Below are 20,406 nucleotides of genomic sequence, written 5' to 3' on the forward strand. Positions count from 1 at the left end.
CTGATAATCGTGTCAGGAGCCTCAACAGGGCTCACTTAACAATGGGTCTGGATAAGCATTCAAATACAATTTGAGATCAAAGATATGTCAGCAAATCAAGGCCAAAGTAAGTTAGATAAAGTATTGGCAGAAGCCAGAGAGTATAAAGCGAAACGAGAAACTGGCTATCGAGAGCAAGCGCTTAAGCTCTACCCCTGGGTCTGTGGGCGTTGCACGCGAGAGTTCAATAATGCCAATTTACGTGAGCTAACTGTGCATCACAGGGATCATAATCACGATAATAACCCGTCTGATGGGTCTAATTGGGAGTTACTGTGTCTATATTGCCACGATAACGAACACTCTAAATTTGAAGAGTTGATCCAATACGGAGCGACTAAGGAAGCTAAAGTAGAAGCGGCAACTTACAATCCTTTTGCCGATCTCAAAGGCATGATGAAGAAGTAAAAGTCAGCTCGTAAAATACCTGAAAGGGTTTCTGGCTTTGAGAGAAAGAGATATGCTGCATATCTCTATCTCTATCTCTATCTCTATCTCTATCTCTTTAGCAGGGGTTACTATGCTGTTTCTTTGAGGCGAGCCGCCACCTCCTGCCATCTATCCTTGCTTATTTTTTCACTGTTCACCCCTTTGCCTAACTCTGCTTTACGGCCAGGGATATTCTTCCAGACTTGGGCCTTGAACGCATCATCGGCTTTACTCCAACCCACTATTTCATCGATATTTCGATAACACCCCATGCAGATATCATCTTCGTTTACACCGCACTTCGCCACACAAGGAGATTGAATCATGTCACATCCATTTTTAATTTAGTGTCATACATTATTATGGGGGGGCGATTTTAATGTTCTTTGTCACAGTATTCAAGACTTATGAGTGGTAGGCGTGGTGTATTCTAAGTAAGAGATCTTTGTTGCAAAGTCATTAGTCGATTGGGTGTTTTCATAAGTAACACCGGAATGAATAACCGATAGCGGGATAGGTTATAGGTTATAAGTGGTTAATCAGTTAAACTCACAAACAAATTTATTTACTTTTTATACTAACTTTTCAACGGATTGCGAAAAGTCATAGGGGGCTTTATGAACGTGTTATTACGTTTAACGGTTATGGTCATGCTAGGTCAGCTTTTGACTGCATGTTCTTTATTGGAAATTAAGCTCGAAAGTGGCATCGAGCCACTGCCTCAAGAACAATTGAATATGCGGGTATTCAGCCGCGATTTTAGCAGTTCATTTTATAGCAAGGTCGAGCTCACGGCCGATGAGATCGCATCCTTTGAAGACGCTGGTGAGCAAGTTATTTATCTCAAATCCAATGCATTGATGTGGAAGATCTATTCTGAACAGGCGCTGCAGAGGACTATTTTTCAAACCTCACCGATCGCAGCAATGGTCGATACCTGGGCGTTTACGGCGCAGATGACCGCATTCTATGAAGCAGGTGCAGGTCAGTCTCTTTTTGGTTCTCAACAGAGCCGGGCAATAGAGAGCAGTAGAGAGTTGCAATCTGAGTTCGAATCTACGGTCAAAGGCTTCTTAAAATCCGAAGAATTTAACAAAAATCGTGATTTTATCGAACAGTACGTCGTCGATAACCCGCTGACCGAAATGACCTTTAGCCGGAAATCGGCATTTAATGATTGGTTAAAATTCAGAGAGATAAATGAATTTGAAGCGGTGACAACCTTTGGTTCTGTGCCTGAGGTGATGAGTGATATCTCCGATCGTATGGCGATGATCTCTGAGCAGATGCCAAAAATACTGGGCTGGAAGGCTGAACTCTATGCATTGCACTCTAATATCAATGCTGAGGAGATACAGAAGACGTTGAATCATATCAGCGTCACATCGGCAAAATTTCAAGAACTTATGGCACAAAGCCCCGAGATGATGCAGACATTGGCGGTCGATATGCGTCGTGAGTTAAGCCCGTTATTACAGCAGCTCAGTGATTCAACCGATAGTAAATTGGCCCAGTTATCTACCGAGCGACAAGCGTTGGAACTGATGGTTAAGAGTGAACGTATGGCCTTAGAAGATATGGTCGCAAGAGAGCGTGTCGCGGCCGCCGCCAATTTAGATGAACTTTCTAAACATACAGTCGAGATCGTGTTTCAAGAGCTGACAAAAACACTCAAGAGTTTGATTCTTTACTTTGTGCTTTTCCTCGTGGTGGTGTTCTTTGCCCCCTTAGGTCTGGGTGTCTGGCTAGGTAAGCGTATGGAGAGTAAGAAAGTTCAAAAAACGAGTGACCTTCAAGTTTAGTACTCGCCTGAACGCTGTCACCCATAAACTCATTATTTTAAAGCGGGTGACGGCGATTGAGTTAACAGCTATTGATTTATATTCTTCGTGACTCGTGACTTTTGCCGAGTATGCATCTGAATGCTTCTGTTTTATAATCCCAGTTTGTAGCTTGCTCTGCTCAGTGTAGATCTCAACGCTGCCTCTGATATCCTGTAAAGAGAGTGACCACTATCCAGTCTATGCAAAATACTCCGCCAAAGCCCATGCAAAAGACCCAGCAAAGTGCCTTATTTAAAAGGCTCGATACCTTGTTAGTTCAAAGTCGTGACTTATGGCAAGTTAAGGCGTTCGATTGCACAGCGCTTCCATGGGCGACTCAGTTCCCGCGTTTAGCCGAGCATGTTTGGTCGATTGCTGATGAAGATATTGATGATGTTGATATAGCGCAGTCTTCTCTTATTGCCGCATTATTGCCCTCTCTGACTGAAGACCTGATGGAGGCTGGACTCGAGTGGGAGTTGAGCCTGCTGGATATCACAGCGCCGCTGTGCGATAAGCCAGACAAAGCGCTAATGCCCGATAGAGAGCTGTCTCATTTCAGCTCAGGTATTAAGGGACGTAAGTGGGAACAGATCACTGCTTTTGCAGCGCAATTAACTCGGTGTGATAGTGATGTGTTGGAATGGTGCGCAGGTAAGGGGCATTTAGGGCGTTTGATTGCAAAGGCCCATAATCGTTCAGTCGTCAGTCTCGAGTGGCAACAAAGCTTGTGTGAAGCCGGTACTGCCTTTGCTGAGCAGTGGCATCTACCACAAACCTTCATTTGTGCCGATGCATTTGCAGCCAAGCAAAGCCAATTAAAGGTGAGTCAACAGGCCGTTGCACTGCATGCTTGCGGTGATCTACATATCGAGCTGCTGCGGTTAGCCTCGACGGCCGGGACCAGGAATATTGCATTTTCACCTTGTTGCTATCACCTTATTCGTGCCAAAGAGTACGAAGCACTCTGCATCGGAGGGCGTAACAGCGCGCTGAAATTGAGCCGACATGATCTGCAGTTACCACTGCAACAGAGTACGATTGCCGGCAGTAAGCAACAGGAGCTGAGGCATCAGGAGATCGCCTGGCGCCTTGGGTTTGATTCATTGCAGCGTGAGGTTCGAGGTTGCGAGCAATACTTGCCAATTCCTTCGATAAAACAGAGTCAACTCAGTGGCGACTTTAGTGCTTTTTGTCTCTGGGCCGCACAAACAAAATCAGTACCTTTAACAGAGAATATAAATTTCGAGCATTTTGAACAATCAGGTTTAAAACGTCAGCGCTTGACCAGAAGAGTCGATCTGGTTGCTCACCTTTTTCGAGTCGTGCTGGAACATTGGTTGTTACTGGATAGAGTTTGTTTTCTTGAAGAGCAAGGCTATAGTGTCTCTCTCAGAAAATTTTGTTCAGAGCGGGTTACACCGCGTAATTCATTAATTCAGGCCGAAAAATAAACAAAAATGCGTTTAAATGACAAAGTTAAATCTAAGTCACTGTTTATTAAGGTTCGTCGGGTTAATGTGTGAGCGTTTTCTAATCAAAGATCCGCTGCTTTGTAGTTAAGCATTGAGTTAATTTGTGAATAAATCGGACCTTAGACGGTTTTTTATTGAATCATTAGCTTTTTCTTGCTCAAATGTCGGGTTAACACTAAATAACAATATTTATTGGCTGTCGAAGCGCCGATATAGTGAGCGAAATAATACTGTTTCATGAAATATTCCCGAGTATTTATCAATAGCCTGGCATATGAACTGGCACCTGAAGTGGTGTCCACTTCCGAATTAGAATCTCGATTGGCACCGCTATATAAGAAATATCGCATTCCTATGGGGCAGCTTGCCGCATTAACGGGGATCCAGGAGCGTCGGTGGTGGCCCAAAGGCCACAGACTGTCCGACGGAGCCTTGGCTGCGGCGCATAAAGCCATCAATGAAACTGGTGTTCAGGTTGGTGACCTAGGTGCCGTCATTTATACCGGTGTGTGCCGCGACCAGCATGAGCCTGCAACGGCGTGCCGTATAGCCGCCGAACTTGGCGTGTCGAAAGATACGGCAATCTATGATATCAGTAATGCCTGTTTAGGTGTCTTGTCCGGTATCTTAGATATTGCTAACCGCATTGAGTTGGGTCAGATTAAGGCCGGTTTAGTTGTCTCTTGTGAATCGGCGCGTCATATTGTCGATATCACCATAGATAATATGCTGGCCGATCCTACCATGCAGAATTACGCTCAGTCTTTGGCAACCTTGACCGGTGGCTCAGGTGCTGTTGCGGTGCTTCTGACCGATGGTAGCTTGCCTCTTCGAGGCGAACGTCAACACCAACTACTCGGTGCTAGTCATCGTTCTGCTCCTGAACACCACAATCTTTGTCAGTGGGGCTTACAGGAGGCGGGTGTGCATCTTTATCGCGAGTTTATGCGTACCGACGGTGTAACCTTGCTTAAAGAGGGCGTTGAACTGGCACGTGACACCTGGAGCCACTTCTTAGATCAACGAAATTGGCTGGTTGAACAGGTCGATAAAGTGATCTGTCATCAGGTGGGAGCATCTAACCGTCGCCAAGTGCTTAATGCACTCAATATTCCTCAAGAGAAAGAGTTTCCAACCTACAAATTACTGGGCAATATGGGCACGGTTTCTCTGCCTGTTACAGCCGCGATGGCTCACGACCAAGGCTTCCTTCAGAAGGGCGATCAGGTCAGCTTCCTTGGCATTGGCAGTGGCTTAAACTGTATGATGCTTGGAATTAAGTGGTAACGCCTGATCAGGGAATTTATCGCTGATCTTGACTGATAATAAGCTGCTAACTCGGTAATTAGTCTCTCACGGTTGCCGGGTTGCCCTTATTGACTCGGTGTTAGCACGCTATCATTAATGGCCCATAATCTGGCCATCAAAATAAGAATATTTAGGAAGAGTCATGTTAGACACTCTGTTTCCCTTCAAGCGCAATTATTTAGACAGAAATGGCAATAAGTTACAGTACGTGAACGAAGGGCAAGGTGAGCCAGTGGTTATGGTTCATGGTAATCCCAGCTGGTCCTTCTATTACCGTAACGTGGTTACCGCCTTGAGTGGCGCTCACCAGTGTATCGTCCCCGACCATATAGGTTGTGGCTTATCGGATAAGCCCGACGACAGTGGTTATGATTACACCCTTAAGAATCGTATTGACGATCTTGAGGCGCTGCTTGAACACTTAGATGTGAAAGATAATATCACCTTAATCGTGCATGATTGGGGCGGAATGATTGGTATGGGCTATGCGGCTCGCTATCCTGAGCGTATCAAGCGTCTTGTCGTGCTCAATACCGGTGCCTTCCATCTTCCGGAGTCAAAACCCTTTCCTTGGCCGCTGTGGATCTGCAGAAATACGCTGTTGGGCACAGCATTGGTGCGTGGATTTAATGCATTTTCATCGATCGCATCCTATGTCGGCGTAAAACGTAAGCCGATGTCGAAAGAGGTGAGAGAAGCCTATGTCGCTCCCTTTAATTCATGGGCCAACCGTATCTCTACATTGAGGTTCGTTCAGGATATCCCACTTAAGCCTGGCGATCGAAATTATGAGCTGGTGTCGGAAATTGCAGCCAGTCTGCCAAAATTTGCCAATGTGCCTACGCTTATCTGTTGGGGATTGAAAGATTTTGTCTTCGATAAACACTTTCTTGAACAGTGGAAAGTAGAGATGCCTCATGCAACAGTGCATGAATTTGCCGATTGTGGGCATTATATTCTTGAAGATGCGAGTGATGAGGTGGTCGGTCATATCACTCAGTTTATGACAATTGATCCTGTCGCTGTTTAATACTCGCAGTTATTTTTACTGCGAGAGGATAAAATACAAATAAGCGGTCAACATTGACCGCTTATTTACTATTAGCAATGAGAAAGGTCATCGAACATGTCAGCCTCTTTAACTGCCAGCCACTCTTCAAAGGTGAATAACAGTGAACCCGGCGCTAATCTCTGCCGCCATCTCAATCACGCCGCTTCAGATATACCCACAGAACTTGCCGTCGCGGTACAACAAGCATCCGGTTCAATATTTTCTGCTAAAACCTTAAGTTATCAAGAACTCACCTTTGCCGAGCTCGATAATCTCAGTGATAAGCTCGCCCATGCTTTACATGCATATGGGATCAAACGTGGCATGAAAGCCGTGTTGATGGTGACGCCTAGCCTGGACTTCTTCACTCTGACCTTTGCACTCTTTAAAGCCGGGATTATTCCAATTCTTGTGGATCCGGGAATGGGCGTTAAGAATCTCAAGCAGTGCTTTATCGAGTCTCAGCCCGATGCATTTATCGCCATCCCTAAGGCGCACCTGGCCAGAAGGCTATTTTCTTGGGGAAAAGATTCGGTTAAGCATCTTGTGACTGTTGGCGGCAGTGGATTATGGGGTGGGGTGAGCCTAGATACCCTGATGGAAGGTGTCACGTCAGCTTCCTCGTTAAACGCCTACCAGATGGCTTGGCTCGATGAAGATGAGATGGCCGCAATCTTGTTTACCAGCGGCAGTACCGGCACGCCAAAGGGCGTGGTTTATTCTCATAAGATGTTCGAAGCGCAAATAACGGCGTTAAAGAATGATTATGGTATCGCCCCCGGTGAACGGGACTTAGCGACCTTCCCATTGTTTTCTCTGTTTGGTCCGGCGCTTGGCATGGCCTCAATTGTGCCGGAAATGGATGCCAGTAAGCCCATTACCGCTAATCCGGATTATCTTTTTGCCGCGATAGAGAAATATCAATGCTCTAATATGTTCGTCAACCCGGCCTTGATTGAACGATTAGGGCAAGCGGGTGTAACACAAACGCAGACACATCAATTATCGAGTATCAAACGGGTTATCTCTGCTGGCGCGCCAGCGACTATTGCCTCGATTAAGCATTTTAGTCAGATGTTAAATGATGACGTCGAGGTGCTTAACTCCTATGGGGCAACCGAATCTCTGCCTCTGAGTAAGATGGGGAGTCAGGCACTGTTTGCTACAACGGATGTGACCGATTCTGGTGGCGGCATCTGTGTGGGAACCCCCATAGAGGGAGTCGATATCGCGATTATCGATATCAGCGAGGCGCCGATTACACAATGGAATGAGAGTTTAAGACTAAAGCCGGGCGAAATTGGTGAGATAGTCGTAAAAGGCCCTATGGTCAGTCGCAGCTACTACAGGCGAGACCGCGCCACCGAGCAGGCCAAGATCGTCGATGGCGGCGCCATTCGCCATCGTATGGGCGATTTAGGTTATCTCGACGATGAAGGTTATTTATGGATGTGTGGCCGTAAGGCCCACAGAGTCGATGCGAGTCAGAGTATGAAGGGAGAGCCTGCCCGATATTTCTCTATTCCCTGTGAACGGATTTTTAATACTCATCCGCAGGTGAAACGTTCGGCGTTAGTGGGGATCGAAGTCAAAGATCAATCGGGTGCCTCTGAAGTTGTGCCTCTACTTTGTTTAGAGTTAAACAAGTCACTGTCATGCTCTCTCGGTGCAGGATTTTATGCAGAGCTCAATGCTATTGCCGAAAAGCATGCGCAGACTCACGGGATTAAGCGTTTCCTGATCCACCCTGAATTTCCTGTGGATATTCGCCATAATGCAAAAATTTTCCGTGAGAAACTGGCCGTTTGGGCTCAAAAAAATCATAAGGAATAGTTAAGATGTCAGCCAGCAATCTCTCTGCCGCTAACAGGCAAGTGGCTCTCGAGCACTATCATATTGATGAGCAAAAGGCGCTCAAAAAGTTAAGTGGTCAGGTTAAGCGGGCGTTTGTCACCGGGGCCGGCGGTTTTTTGGGAAAGGCCATCTGCCAGCGTTTGATCGCGGCAGGCGTTGAGGTTACCGGCTTTGCCCGTGGCGCCTATCCGGAGCTTTGTGCCATGGGCATTAATATGATCCAGGGGGATATCAGCGATAACCTTGCTGTAATCGATGCAATGAAGGGCTGTGATCTGGTGTTTCATGTCGCGTCTAAAGCCGGGGTGTGGGGCAGTAAGCAAAGCTACTTCTCACCCAATGTCGATGGTGCAGCCAATATCATTAACGCCTGTAAGCGGCTCAATATCGGATATCTGGTCTATACCAGTACCCCCAGCGTTACCTTTGCCGGTGTCGATGAGGCGGGAATCGATGAAGCGGCGCCCTATGCCGATAAGTATCTCAACTATTATGGTGAGTCGAAGGCGATTGCCGAGCAGATGGTGCTCGATGCCAATGGCTCTGGTTTGAAAACGGTCTCTTTAAGACCACATCTGATCTGGGGACCCGAAGATCCGCACTTAGTGCCCCGCGTCATCGAACGCGCCCGTGCCGGACGACTCAAGTTGGTGGGCCGTGAAGATAAACTGGTCGATACTATCTATGTCGGCAACGCCGCTTATGCCCATATTCTTGCTGCGATAAATCTGACTGAAAAGTCATCCTCTGCGGCGGGCAGAGCCTACTTCTTAAGTAACGATGAGCCCATTACTATGGCCGCCATGCTCAATAAAATATTGGCCTGTGTCGATCTTCCTGAAGTCGATAAGCGAGTACCCGCTAACCTGGCGTACGCTGTCGGCGTGATCCTTGAAACGATTTATGGCGTACTTGGCAAAACAGAAGAACCCTTGATGACACGCTTTGTCGCAAGGCAGCTCTCTACCTGTCACTATTTCGATATTTCGTCGGCGAAGCGAGACCTGGGTTATTCGCCCTTAGTGAGTATTGACCAAGGCATGGTGAAACTGAGAGAGTACCTAGAAGCCAATCCAGTTTGATACAGGCTGTGGTGAAGTGCGCTGCACTGTGACTCTAAATATGTATGACTTTAGTTGAGCGTGACTATAGCTAAGCGCGGCCTTAGTTAAGAATAGCCTTAGTGATCCCGTAAAAGTAAGTACTAACATTCAACATCTAACTTTCAGGGAGTGAATGATGCAAAATCCCATCGGCGATAAGCTGCTTGTAAGAACGGCCAGTTGTAATTGTGGGCAGTTATCTCTTACTACCACAGGTGAGCCCAAACGAGTCTCTGTATGCCACTGCACTGCATGTCAGAAACGTACCGGCAGTGCCTTTGGCGTTCAAGTTAGATTTCCTGCAGAAAGTATCGGTTTTACCGGACTGAATAAAAGCTATCACCGAACCGGTGACACTGGCTCGTCGATCTGTTTTCATTTTTGCCCCGACTGTGGTGGAACCTTGTGGTTCATTCTCGATGGCTCGCCCAGCGATGTGGTGATCCCTATGGGGAACTTTGCCGATGAGCAGGCTTTTCTCGAGGAGCTGTCGAGTCAAAAGTTACCGCCCCCTAAGATCGCTATCTATGAGGAGCGTGCACAACCTTGGGTCATACTCGAGGGGATAGAGGAGAGATATGACTGAATAGCTATTTCCCGCACCTCATCGTGACCTCAATACTTTTCAGTTCATCTCTGGTGTCGGAGCCCAGCAAAGCGGCTTTGGTTATCATGGCTCTCCCGATGGTTATCGCAAATTCAGCCAGATACGAGTCATCAGTAAAGCGATTGACTAAAAAAATGGTTAAAGCTCAGGCCTGAGCCTCTGTGGTAGCTCAAACTCATTCTCTTCGCCGGTTATAGGGCAAGGAAACTTAAGGTAACAAGAGGTCAGTTGTAGGTTTACCTCTGACTCATCGGCAATGCCGTGCTGGCGGTCTCCGACTACGGGGTAACCAATCGACGCCATATGAATACGGATCTGATGCTTTCGCCCCGATTCAATCTTTACCTGCACGAGTGAACGGTTTTGTTCGCTATTATATTTGAGAAGCTTTGCATGTGAACGGGCTGGCTTGCCATCGACTTCACTATCGATAGTCACCAATCCATCGACGCCATAATTTGAAAAGTGCCCCTCAACGATGACCTGATAATATTTATCTAATAGCCTGAGTTCAAACAACTTGGCTAATGCTGCCGTTGTTTTCTTGCTGTGACCGATAAGCACTAACCCTGTGGCGGCCCGGTCTAATCGGTGAATAATAAAAGCGGGACGGTCCGGGGTTAAATGGGTCTCGGCGTAACGGTTAATCGTCGTATGATCGCCCCATTTTGAACCCTGACACAGCATGCCGTAGGGTTTATACCAGAGGCTGTACTGTCCTTCGTCAGCAATAAGCTCCGCGTCAGCAACTTCATGCTCAAGTACGTCTTGGTTATAGTAGAGATGGAGTTCATCACCTATTTTCAGCGCTCTCTTGGCGCGGCGTAGTCTTTGAGTGTGCTTGCCACGCGTTAACCAGACGGCCCCCTTATTCATAGCCTGTTTGATTAACTGTTTCGATAAGCCGGATTCCAGTGCCAATAACGCTGCGGCGTCCGACACTAACGAGGTCACTTTAATATGGCTTTCTATTTGGTTTTTGCTCATTGATAACAATCTGTGCTGCTGAGGGACGACCGCATTTTACATTATTTAATGCAATTGGTATTAAATATCAGTGCAGCGAGGGGGTATTCATATTAATCAGCGATACACCGATAATGATTAATACCATACCAAAGATCGTATCCAGATTTGGCATGTTGCCCTGCATTGCACCAATCAGAGCGATCAACACTATGCCCGCGCCACACCAGATTGCATAGGCAACGGCCGTAGGGATATTGGTAGTGGCAAGGGATAGAAAATAAAAAGCACTCGCATAACCAATTCCACAAGCTAACGAGGGCAAAATACGAGTAAATCCCATGGTTATGGGGAGCAAGGTGGTTGCTATGACCTCGGAGATAATAGCGATAGCCAGATATAAATAGCTGTTCATCATGTGTTCCTTCAATGTGGGTAGGTCACTAATGCGATAAAAAATGGCCCTACTGGAAGATAGGGCCGAAAAAACACTAAGTAGATAAAAAGGAGAAGCAGGTTAAAACGATTTATCACTTCTGTTACTCGCCGGACGATGATGAGATCCGCAAGAGTGAAAAGTGAAAACCGGATTAAATCCTGTTTGACTTCGAGAGCCATTTTGCCTGCCATCTGTTTACCAATCATCATTAAGACAATTTATGAAGCTTGATAATCATGGATGTCTGATATAGGTCATATTAGCGCTTTAAAATTAATTCTTGAATTAACCCTATTTTGTCAATGTCGCTTAATGTACGGAACTTGGGGGCGATTTTGGGGGAGGGGTGGGCATTCATTCAGATCATTTCCTATATTTAATGCAAATATGCTTGTCCTCATTCTTGGTCAGGTTTAATCTAAATAGAAATCATTTCCAATATCGCAAAGTAAGCGACGATGCTCTTGGATAATAGCTGGAGTGCAATATGGATACACAATTAAAGTTTAAGGTTAATCATTGGCTCGAAAATGATCCCGATCCCCGCACTAAGCAAGAGCTTCAAGGCTTAATCGATGCCAATGATGAAACCGAGCTGAAGCAACGCTTCTCGGGGCGGTTACTGTTTGGTACCGCGGGTCTGAGGGGCGTTGTCGGTGCTGGTCCGATGCGAATGAACCGCTTGGTCGTACAGCAGACCTCGGCTGGTCTTGGCTTATACCTTAAGCATCAGACTCGAGATGTCGAAACCCGCGGAGTCGTCATCGGTTATGACGGGCGACATGACTCTAAACAGTTTGCCTATGATGCCGCAGCCGTTTTAACGGCAATGGGCATTAAGATTTATTTGACCTCTGAAGTTGCGGCCACCCCCCTCGTCGCTTTCGGCGTGATTCATTTTGGCGCCGCGGCGGGGATTGTGGTGACCGCCAGTCATAACCCGCCTCAATACAATGGTTATAAGGTGTATTGGGGCAACGGGGCGCAGATCATCCCGCCTCACGACAGTGGTATCGCGGCTTGTATCGACAGGGCGGCCACTCAAGCCATTGTCATGCAGGAGTTAGAAAAAGCGATAGCCGATAATAGCTTAACTATGCTCGAGGCTGATTTTTATGAAGCTTACCGTCAGGGGGTAAGAACAGCCGAAATTTTACAGAATCATACTCGTCCGGAATTGGTCAGCCTCTCATATACGGCTATGCATGGCGTAGGTGCAAAGATGGCGGAAACAGTGCTCAAGGATGCGGGGGTGACCCAAGTGTATTCGGTTGCGACGCAGCGTGAACCCGATGGTGACTTCCCTACGGTCAAGTTCCCGAACCCTGAAGAGAAAGGGGCGATGGATAGGGTGATAGCCGAGGCAAAAAAACATAACACCCTATTGGCGTGTGCCAATGACCCCGATGCCGATCGCTTTGCCGTCGCCGTACGCAAGGGCGAATACGAGAGCAAAGGAGAGACTGGAACGGGAGAGTACCAGATGTTAACCGGCGATCAGGTCGGTGTGTTACTCGGCCATTACCTGCTTACTCATGCAGCCAAAAATCAAAGATTGACCTGCACGACTATCGTCTCATCGAGTCTGTTATCCAAAGTTGCCGCGAGTCTCAATGCGACCTGTCGTACAACATTAACAGGGTTCAAATGGCTCACTAATGTAGGCATGAGTGAGCAGACCGATGACAATCGTTTCCTGTTTGCCTATGAAGAGGCCTTGGGTTATACAGTTGGCTCTATGGTATGGGATAAAGATGGCTTATCCACATTAGTGGCTTTTGCTCAACTGACCGCCGAACTTGCCAGTAGGGGACAAACTATTTGGGATAGGTTGGATGAGATATACCGTGAGCACGGTTTTCATCTTAATGCTCAGGTGAGCATTGCTCTAAAACCTGAAACGCCTAATATCGGCGCCTATCTGCGTGACAACCCGCCATCGTCGATAGCAGGTAAAAAGGTGCTGGTAAGCGATGATATTAGCTTGGGTCTGCGCCGGTTCGAGGATGGTCGCACCGAATCTATTGCCTTGCCAGCCAGCGATGTGCTCATTTATCAACTGGAGGGAGGAGCACGGGTTATTGTCAGGCCCTCGGGTACCGAGCCTAAGATTAAGTGTTACTACGAAGTGGTGGAAACGATGACATCTACTGACTGTCTAACTAGTGTTCAGGCCAGGGCGCAAGCGGTGATGGATGAATTTATCTCTGCTCATCAACAGTCGTTACCTAAATAATAGCTTAGCTATCTGAGCCCCGATTTGTTAAACCATCGGTGCTCAGGCGGGGTGAGTGGGTACCAGCACCTGACCTAAATAAAGCTGCAATAATCCGTCTAGCTTCTGAATATTAACGCCGGTGATCTGCTGTATCTTCTCTAGCCTATATCTTAAGGTGTTTCTATGGATGAATAGGGTATTAGCGCAGAGTTGCTGATCGCCAAAGTGTTGTAAGTAGACTGATAATGTCTTATTCAGTTGACCATTTTTATCGGCACTGAGTAAGGCTTGATAAGGTGTTGTCAACTCCTGGCCACGCCAATCACCTTTTAGGCCGGAGAGCAGGACTAACAGTGAGAAATCGTCATAAAGATACTTATTTTCACTCGGACGTAGCAGCTTGCCTGCATCGAGTGTCTCTTTGGCCGTTTGGTAGGAGCGGCTGATATCGGCCGCATTGGGGAAGAAGTGACCTAAGGCAATTTTAAGTCTGACATTCATCTCTTTTGGAATGCGCGTCAGTAACTTATCGATACGAAGGCTCTCCAGCTCGGGATCCCACTGTTTACCATCGAGAAAGGCGGGCTTTAAAATGACTAACTCTGTCATCGAAGTCATGGCCACTAAGTTTCCGCGTGAAGGATTTTCCAATAGATTAAGCACTTTCTTGAGTATTGAGTTTGCAGAGGTTTGCTCCGTATCTCCCTGCACTTGAATAACGGCGGCTACACGTGGCTCAGTCAGATCGATTCCGAGTTGAGCCGCCCAGTCCAGAAGATGAGTGCTAAAACCATTTTCAGATTTGATCAGTTGAAAAATAAACTCCTCTTTCTGTCGATATTGCCACAGTGCCAACTCTAATGAGTTAGCCTGTTCGACAATCAGTTCGGCAGTCATTTTAAGGAGTTCACCATAACTGCGCAGGCATTCAGGTTCTCCGGTTATACCGATAACACCAATGATCTCCCCCTTATAATGTAATGGGAGGTTAATACCTGCTTTGACGCCGTGTAAGTCTGACGCGGTGGCTGCCGTGATCTCGACGGTACGATTTTGGCTGATGGCGAGCAGGGCGCCCTCATGGGTTGCCCCTATTCTGAGGGGATCACCCGAGCCTAAAATAATGCCGTGGTGGTTCATGACATTGATATTATGGGCTATTATTTTCATCGTACGAGCGACGATTTGCTGTGCCAAACTTGAGTCAAGAAAGTACAAGATGAAGATCTCCCATAAATTTTGTCAGCTTAAGGCATTTTTTTGTTGAGGGCCATCTTCAGTTTCGGGCACCGCTATTCTGAGTATTGTTTTATTGACCAACTCGATGGTGAGTCCGGATTTGCAACAAGTACGTTCAGGTGATTAGTCTCGAGGTGAGAGATTGATGTTTGAACGAGATAGTTTGCGGTGTTGCTGAAGCTGGGTTGTGTACCTGCTGGGATCACTATGATAGAGGTTTCAGCTAAGCTAGCGTCATAGACATGCACACTTGAGGTTTGAGTGAAACTCAGATTCAGTGCTAGCGCTTTCTTGGTATCGACATCGTAGATGTCAACGTCGCCAGGGGCGAGTGCATTGGCATGGGTAAAGCGATAGCTATGCTGCACCCCGTCTAGTTTATTGACCCTACGCAATGTTTTCTTCTCTAAACTGGGGCTCTTACCCATTGCGAGAAGGAAAAAATTCGGTTGCGATGAGTTAAACTCCATGGTTATTGTCGATAACACAGATTGGTTATTATATGAATCCTTGACGGTGAAAGTTAGGTTAGCTTTAGGTAAGCCTTCCCAGCCAAAGCTTGATGTACTTCCCTTCAGGAGGTAGTTGAGATTTGATGCTATTTCAACTTCATCTATGCCTGTATTTTTATAAAACAGGTCAATTTTACTGTTTAGTCGAGCAGATTCGGTCGCCGAAATTAAGTTTATTACGTCGGCTCGAAATTCATGTTTACTGGATTGTTCTGTCGGCGTGGTATTTTCAGCGTTTGCACCTCCTCCACCACAAGCCGTTAGTATTGAAGCGATAAGAAATACGAGAAAAGTATTACAAAGAGGTGAGGTCACGATATAGGTTCCATCTATAGTTGATCCGGTTTAGCGTTATTTTATCCCTGTTATCTTGCTGATATCAACCGATGGTGCAGTAAAGTAACTGCATTGTCGCAGTTTGTGCTAAAAGGATGTCGACACCTGATAGTTACAAGGTATCAAGCGGTGTTATTCCGTCTCTTAGCATCATAACTCACTTTTTATTCAGTTTATTCTGATACATATAATCGTCTGCAATTTTGAGTAGATCTTCTAATTCCGTTTTTTCGTCAGGGTTTATCACCGCATATCCATAGGAGTACTTGATCTCCGGTTGCAGGTGTTGCTGTGTTAACAGGTCGTTCATTCTATGGGTAAACAGATTTACACAGCTCTCACTCTCGGCATGGATCAACACGATAAACTCATCTCCTCCCCACCTGGCAACGAGATCGCAGCTCCGGCTATTTTTCTTGAGTGTTTTGGCAAACGTTTTAAGCATGATGTCGCCGATGTCATGACCAAAGGTGTCATTGGCATGCTTGAAATCATCGAGATCGAAGTAAAGTAAGATGAGTTTCCGGTTCAGTCGATGAGCCAGCTCCTGTGTGCTTCGCAGCAGATCGCTAAAACCACGACGATTGAAAACTTGTGTTAGTGGATCCGTATAGCTCAGAGTGAGTAGTTGATTCTCCTTGTAAAGGTGACGTAGATCGCTATCTACCACCTCTTTTATTACTCCAAGGGCATTGATGTAGGTTTGAGGGTAATTGGTCACTTTAGTGTCTAATACGCAAAGTGTGCCAAACACACTACCATCGGGCCAGGAGATGGGGAGTCCAAGGTAAGAGACATAATTATCTTCTGTGTATTCAGGGTTATCACTCCATTGTGGATCTAGCTTAGCGTCCCGGACGTACAGTTTGGAGTGATTTTTAACCACTTGATGACAATAGATATTACTGTTTAAATTGCTGCTACCTGGCTGATAATGGGTCTCAGGTTTTTCTGAGGCAATAATGACTTCAATTCCCTTCAGATTCGCTTGATTAATAAATGTTGCAGGAGCATTAAACATGTCAGCGACTGTATTGACTAAGCGCTGCCAACGCTGCCAGTCGATCTCCTCTATCTCAAGATTCAAAATAGAGGAGTAAGGATAAGGAGGAAGTGTCTTACCGGGCAATTCGCTCACAAAGTGGCCTTATCTTATTAGTTGGTATGCTTAAGTTTAGCCAACTACGAACTTTTTGTGAGTAATTGCGAAATTTTAAGTGACTTTACCTGCTCTAGCTTGAAGACTTTAACTGCTCCGGCTTGAATAAGAGACTACGCGTTGATATTTCAGAGCTAACTTATGATGCTCTTAACTCTGAGTTTGAGCTGAGGAAGGATCTCTGTTTCAAATTCCGGGTGCCGTTTAAGCCAGATGTTATTTCGAGGGCTCGGGTGGGGCAGGACGATTTGTGATGGCCAGTACAGCTTCCAGTTTGCCACAGCAGATGTGACTGATATCTTGGAGGATTTTTTTGAGCCCTTGTCAGAATCGGGGAGACCATTACCGAGATGATAGTCGATAGCGTACTGCCCAAGGATCACGGTTAGCTCGACTTTATCTAAGTGCTTAAGTATCGCTTGTCGCCAACTCTTGGCACAGATGGGCATCGGAGGCTTGTCGCCGGATTTTTTTTCGTGTCGAATGATATTGCCCGGGAAACAAAATCCCATAGGCAAAATGGCAAATAAGTTTGGGTCGTAAAATTGCGAACTCGTCACACCAAGCCACTCTCTAAGTCTATTACCGCTCATATCCTGAAACGGCATGCCTTGCTCATGGGCCTTCAATCCGGGTGCTTGGCCTGCGATAAGAATTTTTGCATTGGCACCGATTTGAATGATTGGTTTTGGCGAACTGGGAAGCTCTGCCTGGCAAATTCGACAGGCAGAGATCTGATGGATTAAAGCATCGATCGTATCGCGATTACTTAACGCCATTATTCATCGTTATTATTTAAGAATAGTATTGTCACTATAGCGACTATGAGGTAAACATCTGTAGGGTTTTATATAGCCAATAAGCCATCAATGGGTAGCCGATGATTAAGGCTGAAAATGAGATGATACGGGCCTTGGTATCGGGTTGGCTCTGCAGCGCCACATGAGCAACCAAGGCTGCAAACAGTGCCACCGGAGGGATAAGGTAGGCAATGGCGAGAAACAGGAAGGCGCCAAGGGATAAAATCATCGGGCCGTATGGGCTCGGAGCTCGTCCATTAAGGGTGAGTTGAAGTGGAAGCAGGGCCAGGGCAATGGCTACGATAATCAGGCCTATATTGAAGGCTATATCGGCAAAGCCTCTGTGATCCATCACGGTAAGGGCTAATGCGATTAATGGAATAATGAGTGAGCAGAGGGTATGGATTTTACTGAAGCGCTGACTCTGATATTTACCGGCGAAAAAGAACAGGGCATTCAATATCAAGTTCAATAATGTAAAGCCACCTAAGACTAAGATGATAAATGCCGTTGCCGTCGAGCCCGCAGCACTAAAAGCGAAGGCGGGGGTGGGGAGCAGTAGTAACAGTATGCCGCTTAGAGAGACTGACTTAGTGTTCGTTATTGAGCTCATCACTTTACAAAAAATTGAGACTGATTTTGCTAGTTTTGTGTCTGTAATGGCAAGATTAAACAGTGAAGGCATGGGATCTCATGAAGCTATGAAAAAGTTGCATTACGATCCACTAAAGTGAACCACAATTCAAGCCAAATTCGAGACTGGAGACAGATTTAAGTGATAGTTCAGATCCAGTTCAAGGTTTGTAAGTGAGCGCTTTTAAGTTGAGTAAAACCCCCTCGCGGTTTTAGGATATGAGTTTGAAGGCTAACATTCAGGTCAAAATAAAAAGGCCAGCTCCATATTAATGGAATCTGGCCTTCCTTATAGCTTATAGCTTACAGTCTATAACTCATGCTCAACATAATAAGATGTGCTGTGTAGTCGTGGCTGTTAGAACCAAAGCTGACTACGTTCCAGATACCATCTGGTGCTATCTCATTTGCTGCATCATTATCTTGGTACTTCTCCATCTTATAATCTAATCTCAAAGCCATTTTTGGTGTGGCTTGATATTGACCATAGATGTTGACGTTATGAGCTTTAGCATAGTAATCCCCATAATCACCTGTAATACCTTGAGTGACTTGAGTGTTACTGTCTGAATCAGAGTAAGTGTAGTCAACGCCTAAACGTAACTTCTTCTCCATCAGATTGTTATAGCTAAACCCGGCACCGATAACATCGACCTGATCTTCGACTGTGCCAGTCCAGTTTGGCTCGGCAAAGTTGCTGCTGCCTGCTTGGTCTGAGTCGATGTTCTGACGGTTATAAAAGGCCGTCACAGTCATATCATCGTTGAGCAAGTAACTGACACTGGCATCGTAACTCAAATCTTTCGATTCGGTCAGACCGATTTGAGTGTCGTTGTAGTCATCAATCGCGTAACGAGTACCAAAGTCTAATGTAAGCGTATCGATTGGGCTGTGAGTCACACGAGCTTCAATCATAGTACGCTTACGGTCGGCCATATTGTACTTACGTAACAGGTCGTTAGACTCTGATGAGGTCCACTCAGATGCCTGATAGTCAGAACCATCACGCTCGCCATAACTACCTTTGATCCACATATCCCAGTTTTCAAACGCGCTTAGACGGAATTTACTCCAAAGCGTATGTTCGTTAGTGGTTTCGCGATCTTGGTAACTGCGGTCATCGGTACGGTAATCGTAGCCGGCTTCGAGTTTCATTCCACGAGTAATACGATAATCGACACCTAACTTAGCGCGTTGGGTGGTGATATCGTAAGGCGTGTTATAAGCCGCTTGACCATTGACCTCGTCGATACTGATCTGAGTCCACTGCTCAACATTGGTCTTGTTATCACGATCTGTGTAGTCATAACTCGCATTAAGGCGAACACTACGATTAATACGTGAGATTAACTTGAGGTTAACCCCAGTCATATCGACACGACCATCGAGAGATTCCGCCGGTGCTTGATAACCATAACCGGAAGTCACAAACTCTTGATCTTGAGTCATCTGACCGTAGTGGACGCGACCGCTCATGATCGTCTTGTCGGCGGTCACTTGTCCCATCAATGAAACCGTATGAGATTCATTATCCGGATCGAGTGACATATAACCGCGTGTCGCCGCACCAAAGGTTGGGTTAAACGCGTTATCGAAGCCTAATTGACTATATTCATTTTTGAAGATAGAGCCATTGTAGTTAATGGCTGTAAACCAGTTGTCGCCAGCGAAGCGAACACCTGCTTCAATGGTATCAGTGGTGTAATCAACCGGCTCGGCAAGCATCATCGACTGATTAAAGAAGCTCCCAGATGTTTGCTTAAGGCCCGATTTATCTTCACGTTGATAGTTGACGTAGGTGCTCCATAACTCTTCACCTTGGTACTCGATGCCCATCCCGGTACGCTTACGCTTGAGCGATAGCTCTGTTGGGTTCAAGCTGGAGTAGAGCTGGCTCATATCTTGGCTGGAACCTGCAGTTTGCCAGTTACCGGGCAGGGTGAGGTCATCTCCACCGACGCCTTGATATGGAGTCATCGCACTGTCAGTCTTGTAGGTCGCAATTTGACGGTAGTTCAGGTTCAAGTTGTATTGACCTGTCTTACCAGCATTGATATCTAAGCGGCCATTTTCCATGCCAAGATTATCGGCTTCGATGCTGGCTCGGTAACCACCTTTGCCTGCATAGGTAAGATCGGCGTCGACCTTGCCTGCAAACTCATCTTCGGCGGCAAAGGCGTTTGCCGAACGAATGTCGTCACTGTCGTTGTAACCCACGCCGACACCGACGGTGCCTGCAAAGCCTGTTTCAACTTCACAACGTTTACAGACCCATTTCTCGAACTTAACCTTAGTTGTGTTCGCATTTTGAAGGCCGTAGCCTTCGGCTGCAACAGCAGTACTAGTCATTAATGTTCCGGCTACACCTGCGTTAGCAAGTAGAGCGAGGGTGACTAAATTTAATTTGAATTTCAT

18 protein-coding genes are annotated in these 20,406 nt (G+C 46.3%); 9 read left to right on the forward strand and 9 right to left on the reverse strand.

Annotated features, from left to right (window positions below; all coding sequences use genetic code 11):
• The first annotated feature begins 84 nt into the window (after positions 1-84).
• Positions 85-447 carry a YajD family HNH nuclease gene (locus EKG38_RS13600; RefSeq protein ID WP_126520779.1) on the forward strand — a complete coding sequence of 121 codons (363 nt, stop codon included), beginning with the start codon at positions 85-87 and terminating at the stop codon, positions 445-447.
• A gap of 110 nt (positions 448-557) precedes the next feature.
• Here EKG38_RS13600 and EKG38_RS13605 read toward each other — a convergent pair whose 3' ends face one another.
• Positions 558-794: a DUF1289 domain-containing protein gene (locus EKG38_RS13605; RefSeq protein WP_126520780.1), complete on the reverse strand. Its 237-nt coding sequence runs from the start codon at positions 792-794 to the stop codon at positions 558-560.
• A 291-nt stretch (positions 795-1,085) separates the two neighbouring features.
• On the opposite strand from EKG38_RS13605, the gene EKG38_RS13610 reads away from it, so the two are divergent.
• The 7 genes from EKG38_RS13610 (at position 1,086) to EKG38_RS13640 (ending at position 9,668) form a co-directional block, all read left to right on the forward strand.
• Positions 1,086-2,270 (forward strand): chemotaxis protein, encoded by a 1,185-nt coding sequence (locus EKG38_RS13610; protein ID WP_126520781.1) that lies wholly within the window; start codon positions 1,086-1,088, stop codon positions 2,268-2,270.
• A gap of 221 nt (positions 2,271-2,491) precedes the next feature.
• Positions 2,492-3,745: a methyltransferase gene (locus EKG38_RS13615; protein ID WP_439332662.1), complete on the forward strand. Its 1,254-nt coding sequence runs from the start codon at positions 2,492-2,494 to the stop codon at positions 3,743-3,745.
• A 258-nt stretch (positions 3,746-4,003) separates the two neighbouring features.
• Entirely contained in the window at positions 4,004-5,053 is a 1,050-nt protein-coding gene (locus EKG38_RS13620) for a 3-oxoacyl-ACP synthase III (RefSeq protein WP_126520782.1), read from the forward strand.
• Positions 5,054-5,216: 163 nt separating this feature from the next.
• Positions 5,217-6,104 carry an alpha/beta fold hydrolase gene (locus tag EKG38_RS13625; protein ID WP_126520783.1) on the forward strand — a complete coding sequence of 296 codons (888 nt, stop codon included), beginning with the start codon at positions 5,217-5,219 and terminating at the stop codon, positions 6,102-6,104.
• Positions 6,105-6,200: 96 nt separating this feature from the next.
• Positions 6,201-7,958 (forward strand): olefin beta-lactone synthetase, encoded by a 1,758-nt coding sequence (gene oleC / locus EKG38_RS13630; RefSeq protein ID WP_126520784.1) that lies wholly within the window; start codon positions 6,201-6,203, stop codon positions 7,956-7,958.
• Positions 7,959-7,963: 5 nt separating this feature from the next.
• The gene (gene oleD, locus EKG38_RS13635) at positions 7,964-9,061 is read left to right on the forward strand and encodes a 2-alkyl-3-oxoalkanoate reductase (RefSeq protein ID WP_126520785.1); all 1,098 of its coding nucleotides are present in this window, start codon (positions 7,964-7,966) and stop codon (positions 9,059-9,061) included.
• 157 nt (positions 9,062-9,218) lie between these two features.
• Positions 9,219-9,668 (forward strand): GFA family protein, encoded by a 450-nt coding sequence (locus EKG38_RS13640; protein ID WP_126520868.1) that lies wholly within the window; start codon positions 9,219-9,221, stop codon positions 9,666-9,668.
• Positions 9,669-9,827: 159 nt separating this feature from the next.
• Here the strand turns inward: EKG38_RS13640 and EKG38_RS13645 are convergent, their stop codons facing one another.
• The gene (locus EKG38_RS13645; RefSeq protein WP_126520786.1) at positions 9,828-10,676 is read right to left on the reverse strand and encodes an RluA family pseudouridine synthase; all 849 of its coding nucleotides are present in this window, start codon (positions 10,674-10,676) and stop codon (positions 9,828-9,830) included.
• Positions 10,677-10,743: 67 nt separating this feature from the next.
• Positions 10,744-11,070 carry a DMT family transporter gene (locus EKG38_RS13650; RefSeq protein ID WP_342775846.1) on the reverse strand — a complete coding sequence of 109 codons (327 nt, stop codon included), beginning with the start codon at positions 11,068-11,070 and terminating at the stop codon, positions 10,744-10,746.
• Positions 11,071-11,581: 511 nt separating this feature from the next.
• Here EKG38_RS13650 and EKG38_RS13655 point away from each other — a divergent pair.
• The gene (locus EKG38_RS13655; protein WP_126520788.1) at positions 11,582-13,330 is read left to right on the forward strand and encodes a phospho-sugar mutase; all 1,749 of its coding nucleotides are present in this window, start codon (positions 11,582-11,584) and stop codon (positions 13,328-13,330) included.
• A 42-nt stretch (positions 13,331-13,372) separates the two neighbouring features.
• Here EKG38_RS13655 and EKG38_RS13660 read toward each other — a convergent pair whose 3' ends face one another.
• The 6 genes from EKG38_RS13660 to EKG38_RS13685 form a co-directional block, all read right to left on the reverse strand.
• Positions 13,373-14,530 (reverse strand): sugar diacid recognition domain-containing protein, encoded by a 1,158-nt coding sequence (locus tag EKG38_RS13660; RefSeq protein WP_126520789.1) that lies wholly within the window; start codon positions 14,528-14,530, stop codon positions 13,373-13,375.
• A 74-nt stretch (positions 14,531-14,604) separates the two neighbouring features.
• Positions 14,605-15,378, reverse strand: a complete 774-nt coding sequence (locus EKG38_RS13665; protein ID WP_126520790.1) for a hypothetical protein — start codon at positions 15,376-15,378, stop codon at positions 14,605-14,607.
• A gap of 178 nt (positions 15,379-15,556) precedes the next feature.
• Complete coding sequence (locus EKG38_RS13670; protein WP_246033166.1) at positions 15,557-16,537, reverse strand: sensor domain-containing diguanylate cyclase; 981 nt, start codon at positions 16,535-16,537, stop codon at positions 15,557-15,559.
• 155 nt (positions 16,538-16,692) lie between these two features.
• Entirely contained in the window at positions 16,693-17,337 is a 645-nt protein-coding gene (locus tag EKG38_RS13675) for a uracil-DNA glycosylase family protein (RefSeq protein ID WP_126520791.1), read from the reverse strand.
• A gap of 43 nt (positions 17,338-17,380) precedes the next feature.
• Positions 17,381-18,043: a hypothetical protein gene (locus EKG38_RS13680; protein WP_126520792.1), complete on the reverse strand. Its 663-nt coding sequence runs from the start codon at positions 18,041-18,043 to the stop codon at positions 17,381-17,383.
• Positions 18,044-18,294: 251 nt separating this feature from the next.
• Positions 18,295-20,406, reverse strand: a complete 2,112-nt coding sequence (locus EKG38_RS13685) for an MtrB/PioB family decaheme-associated outer membrane protein (RefSeq protein WP_126520793.1) — start codon at positions 20,404-20,406, stop codon at positions 18,295-18,297.

Origin of the sequence: Shewanella canadensis (assembly GCF_003966225.1) — a bacterium.
GTDB classification, from domain to species: Bacteria; Pseudomonadota; Gammaproteobacteria; order Enterobacterales; family Shewanellaceae; genus Shewanella; species Shewanella canadensis.

What these genes read in the sequence shown, in the direction of transcription:
- oleC (WP_126520784.1), top strand. Translation starts at nt 6,201, where the DNA reads ATGTCAGCCTCTTTAACTGCCAGCCACTCTTCAAAGGTGAATAACAGT.
- EKG38_RS13680 (WP_126520792.1), bottom strand. Translation starts at nt 18,043, where the DNA reads ATGCCTTCACTGTTTAATCTTGCCATTACAGACACAAAACTAGCAAAA.
- EKG38_RS13655 (WP_126520788.1), top strand. Translation starts at nt 11,582, where the DNA reads ATGGATACACAATTAAAGTTTAAGGTTAATCATTGGCTCGAAAATGAT.
- EKG38_RS13610 (WP_126520781.1), top strand. Translation starts at nt 1,086, where the DNA reads ATGAACGTGTTATTACGTTTAACGGTTATGGTCATGCTAGGTCAGCTT.
- EKG38_RS13650 (WP_342775846.1), bottom strand. Translation starts at nt 11,070, where the DNA reads ATGAACAGCTATTTATATCTGGCTATCGCTATTATCTCCGAGGTCATA.
- oleD (WP_126520785.1), top strand. Translation starts at nt 7,964, where the DNA reads ATGTCAGCCAGCAATCTCTCTGCCGCTAACAGGCAAGTGGCTCTCGAG.
- EKG38_RS13645 (WP_126520786.1), bottom strand. Translation starts at nt 10,676, where the DNA reads ATGAGCAAAAACCAAATAGAAAGCCATATTAAAGTGACCTCGTTAGTG.
- EKG38_RS13625 (WP_126520783.1), top strand. Translation starts at nt 5,217, where the DNA reads ATGTTAGACACTCTGTTTCCCTTCAAGCGCAATTATTTAGACAGAAAT.
- EKG38_RS13675 (WP_126520791.1), bottom strand. Translation starts at nt 17,337, where the DNA reads ATGGCGTTAAGTAATCGCGATACGATCGATGCTTTAATCCATCAGATC.
- EKG38_RS13620 (WP_126520782.1), top strand. Translation starts at nt 4,004, where the DNA reads ATGAAATATTCCCGAGTATTTATCAATAGCCTGGCATATGAACTGGCA.
- EKG38_RS13640 (WP_126520868.1), top strand. Translation starts at nt 9,219, where the DNA reads ATGCAAAATCCCATCGGCGATAAGCTGCTTGTAAGAACGGCCAGTTGT.
- EKG38_RS13605 (WP_126520780.1), bottom strand. Translation starts at nt 794, where the DNA reads ATGATTCAATCTCCTTGTGTGGCGAAGTGCGGTGTAAACGAAGATGAT.
- EKG38_RS13615 (WP_439332662.1), top strand. Translation starts at nt 2,492, where the DNA reads ATGCAAAATACTCCGCCAAAGCCCATGCAAAAGACCCAGCAAAGTGCC.
- EKG38_RS13685 (WP_126520793.1), bottom strand. Translation starts at nt 20,406, where the DNA reads ATGAAATTCAAATTAAATTTAGTCACCCTCGCTCTACTTGCTAACGCA.
- EKG38_RS13600 (WP_126520779.1), top strand. Translation starts at nt 85, where the DNA reads ATGTCAGCAAATCAAGGCCAAAGTAAGTTAGATAAAGTATTGGCAGAA.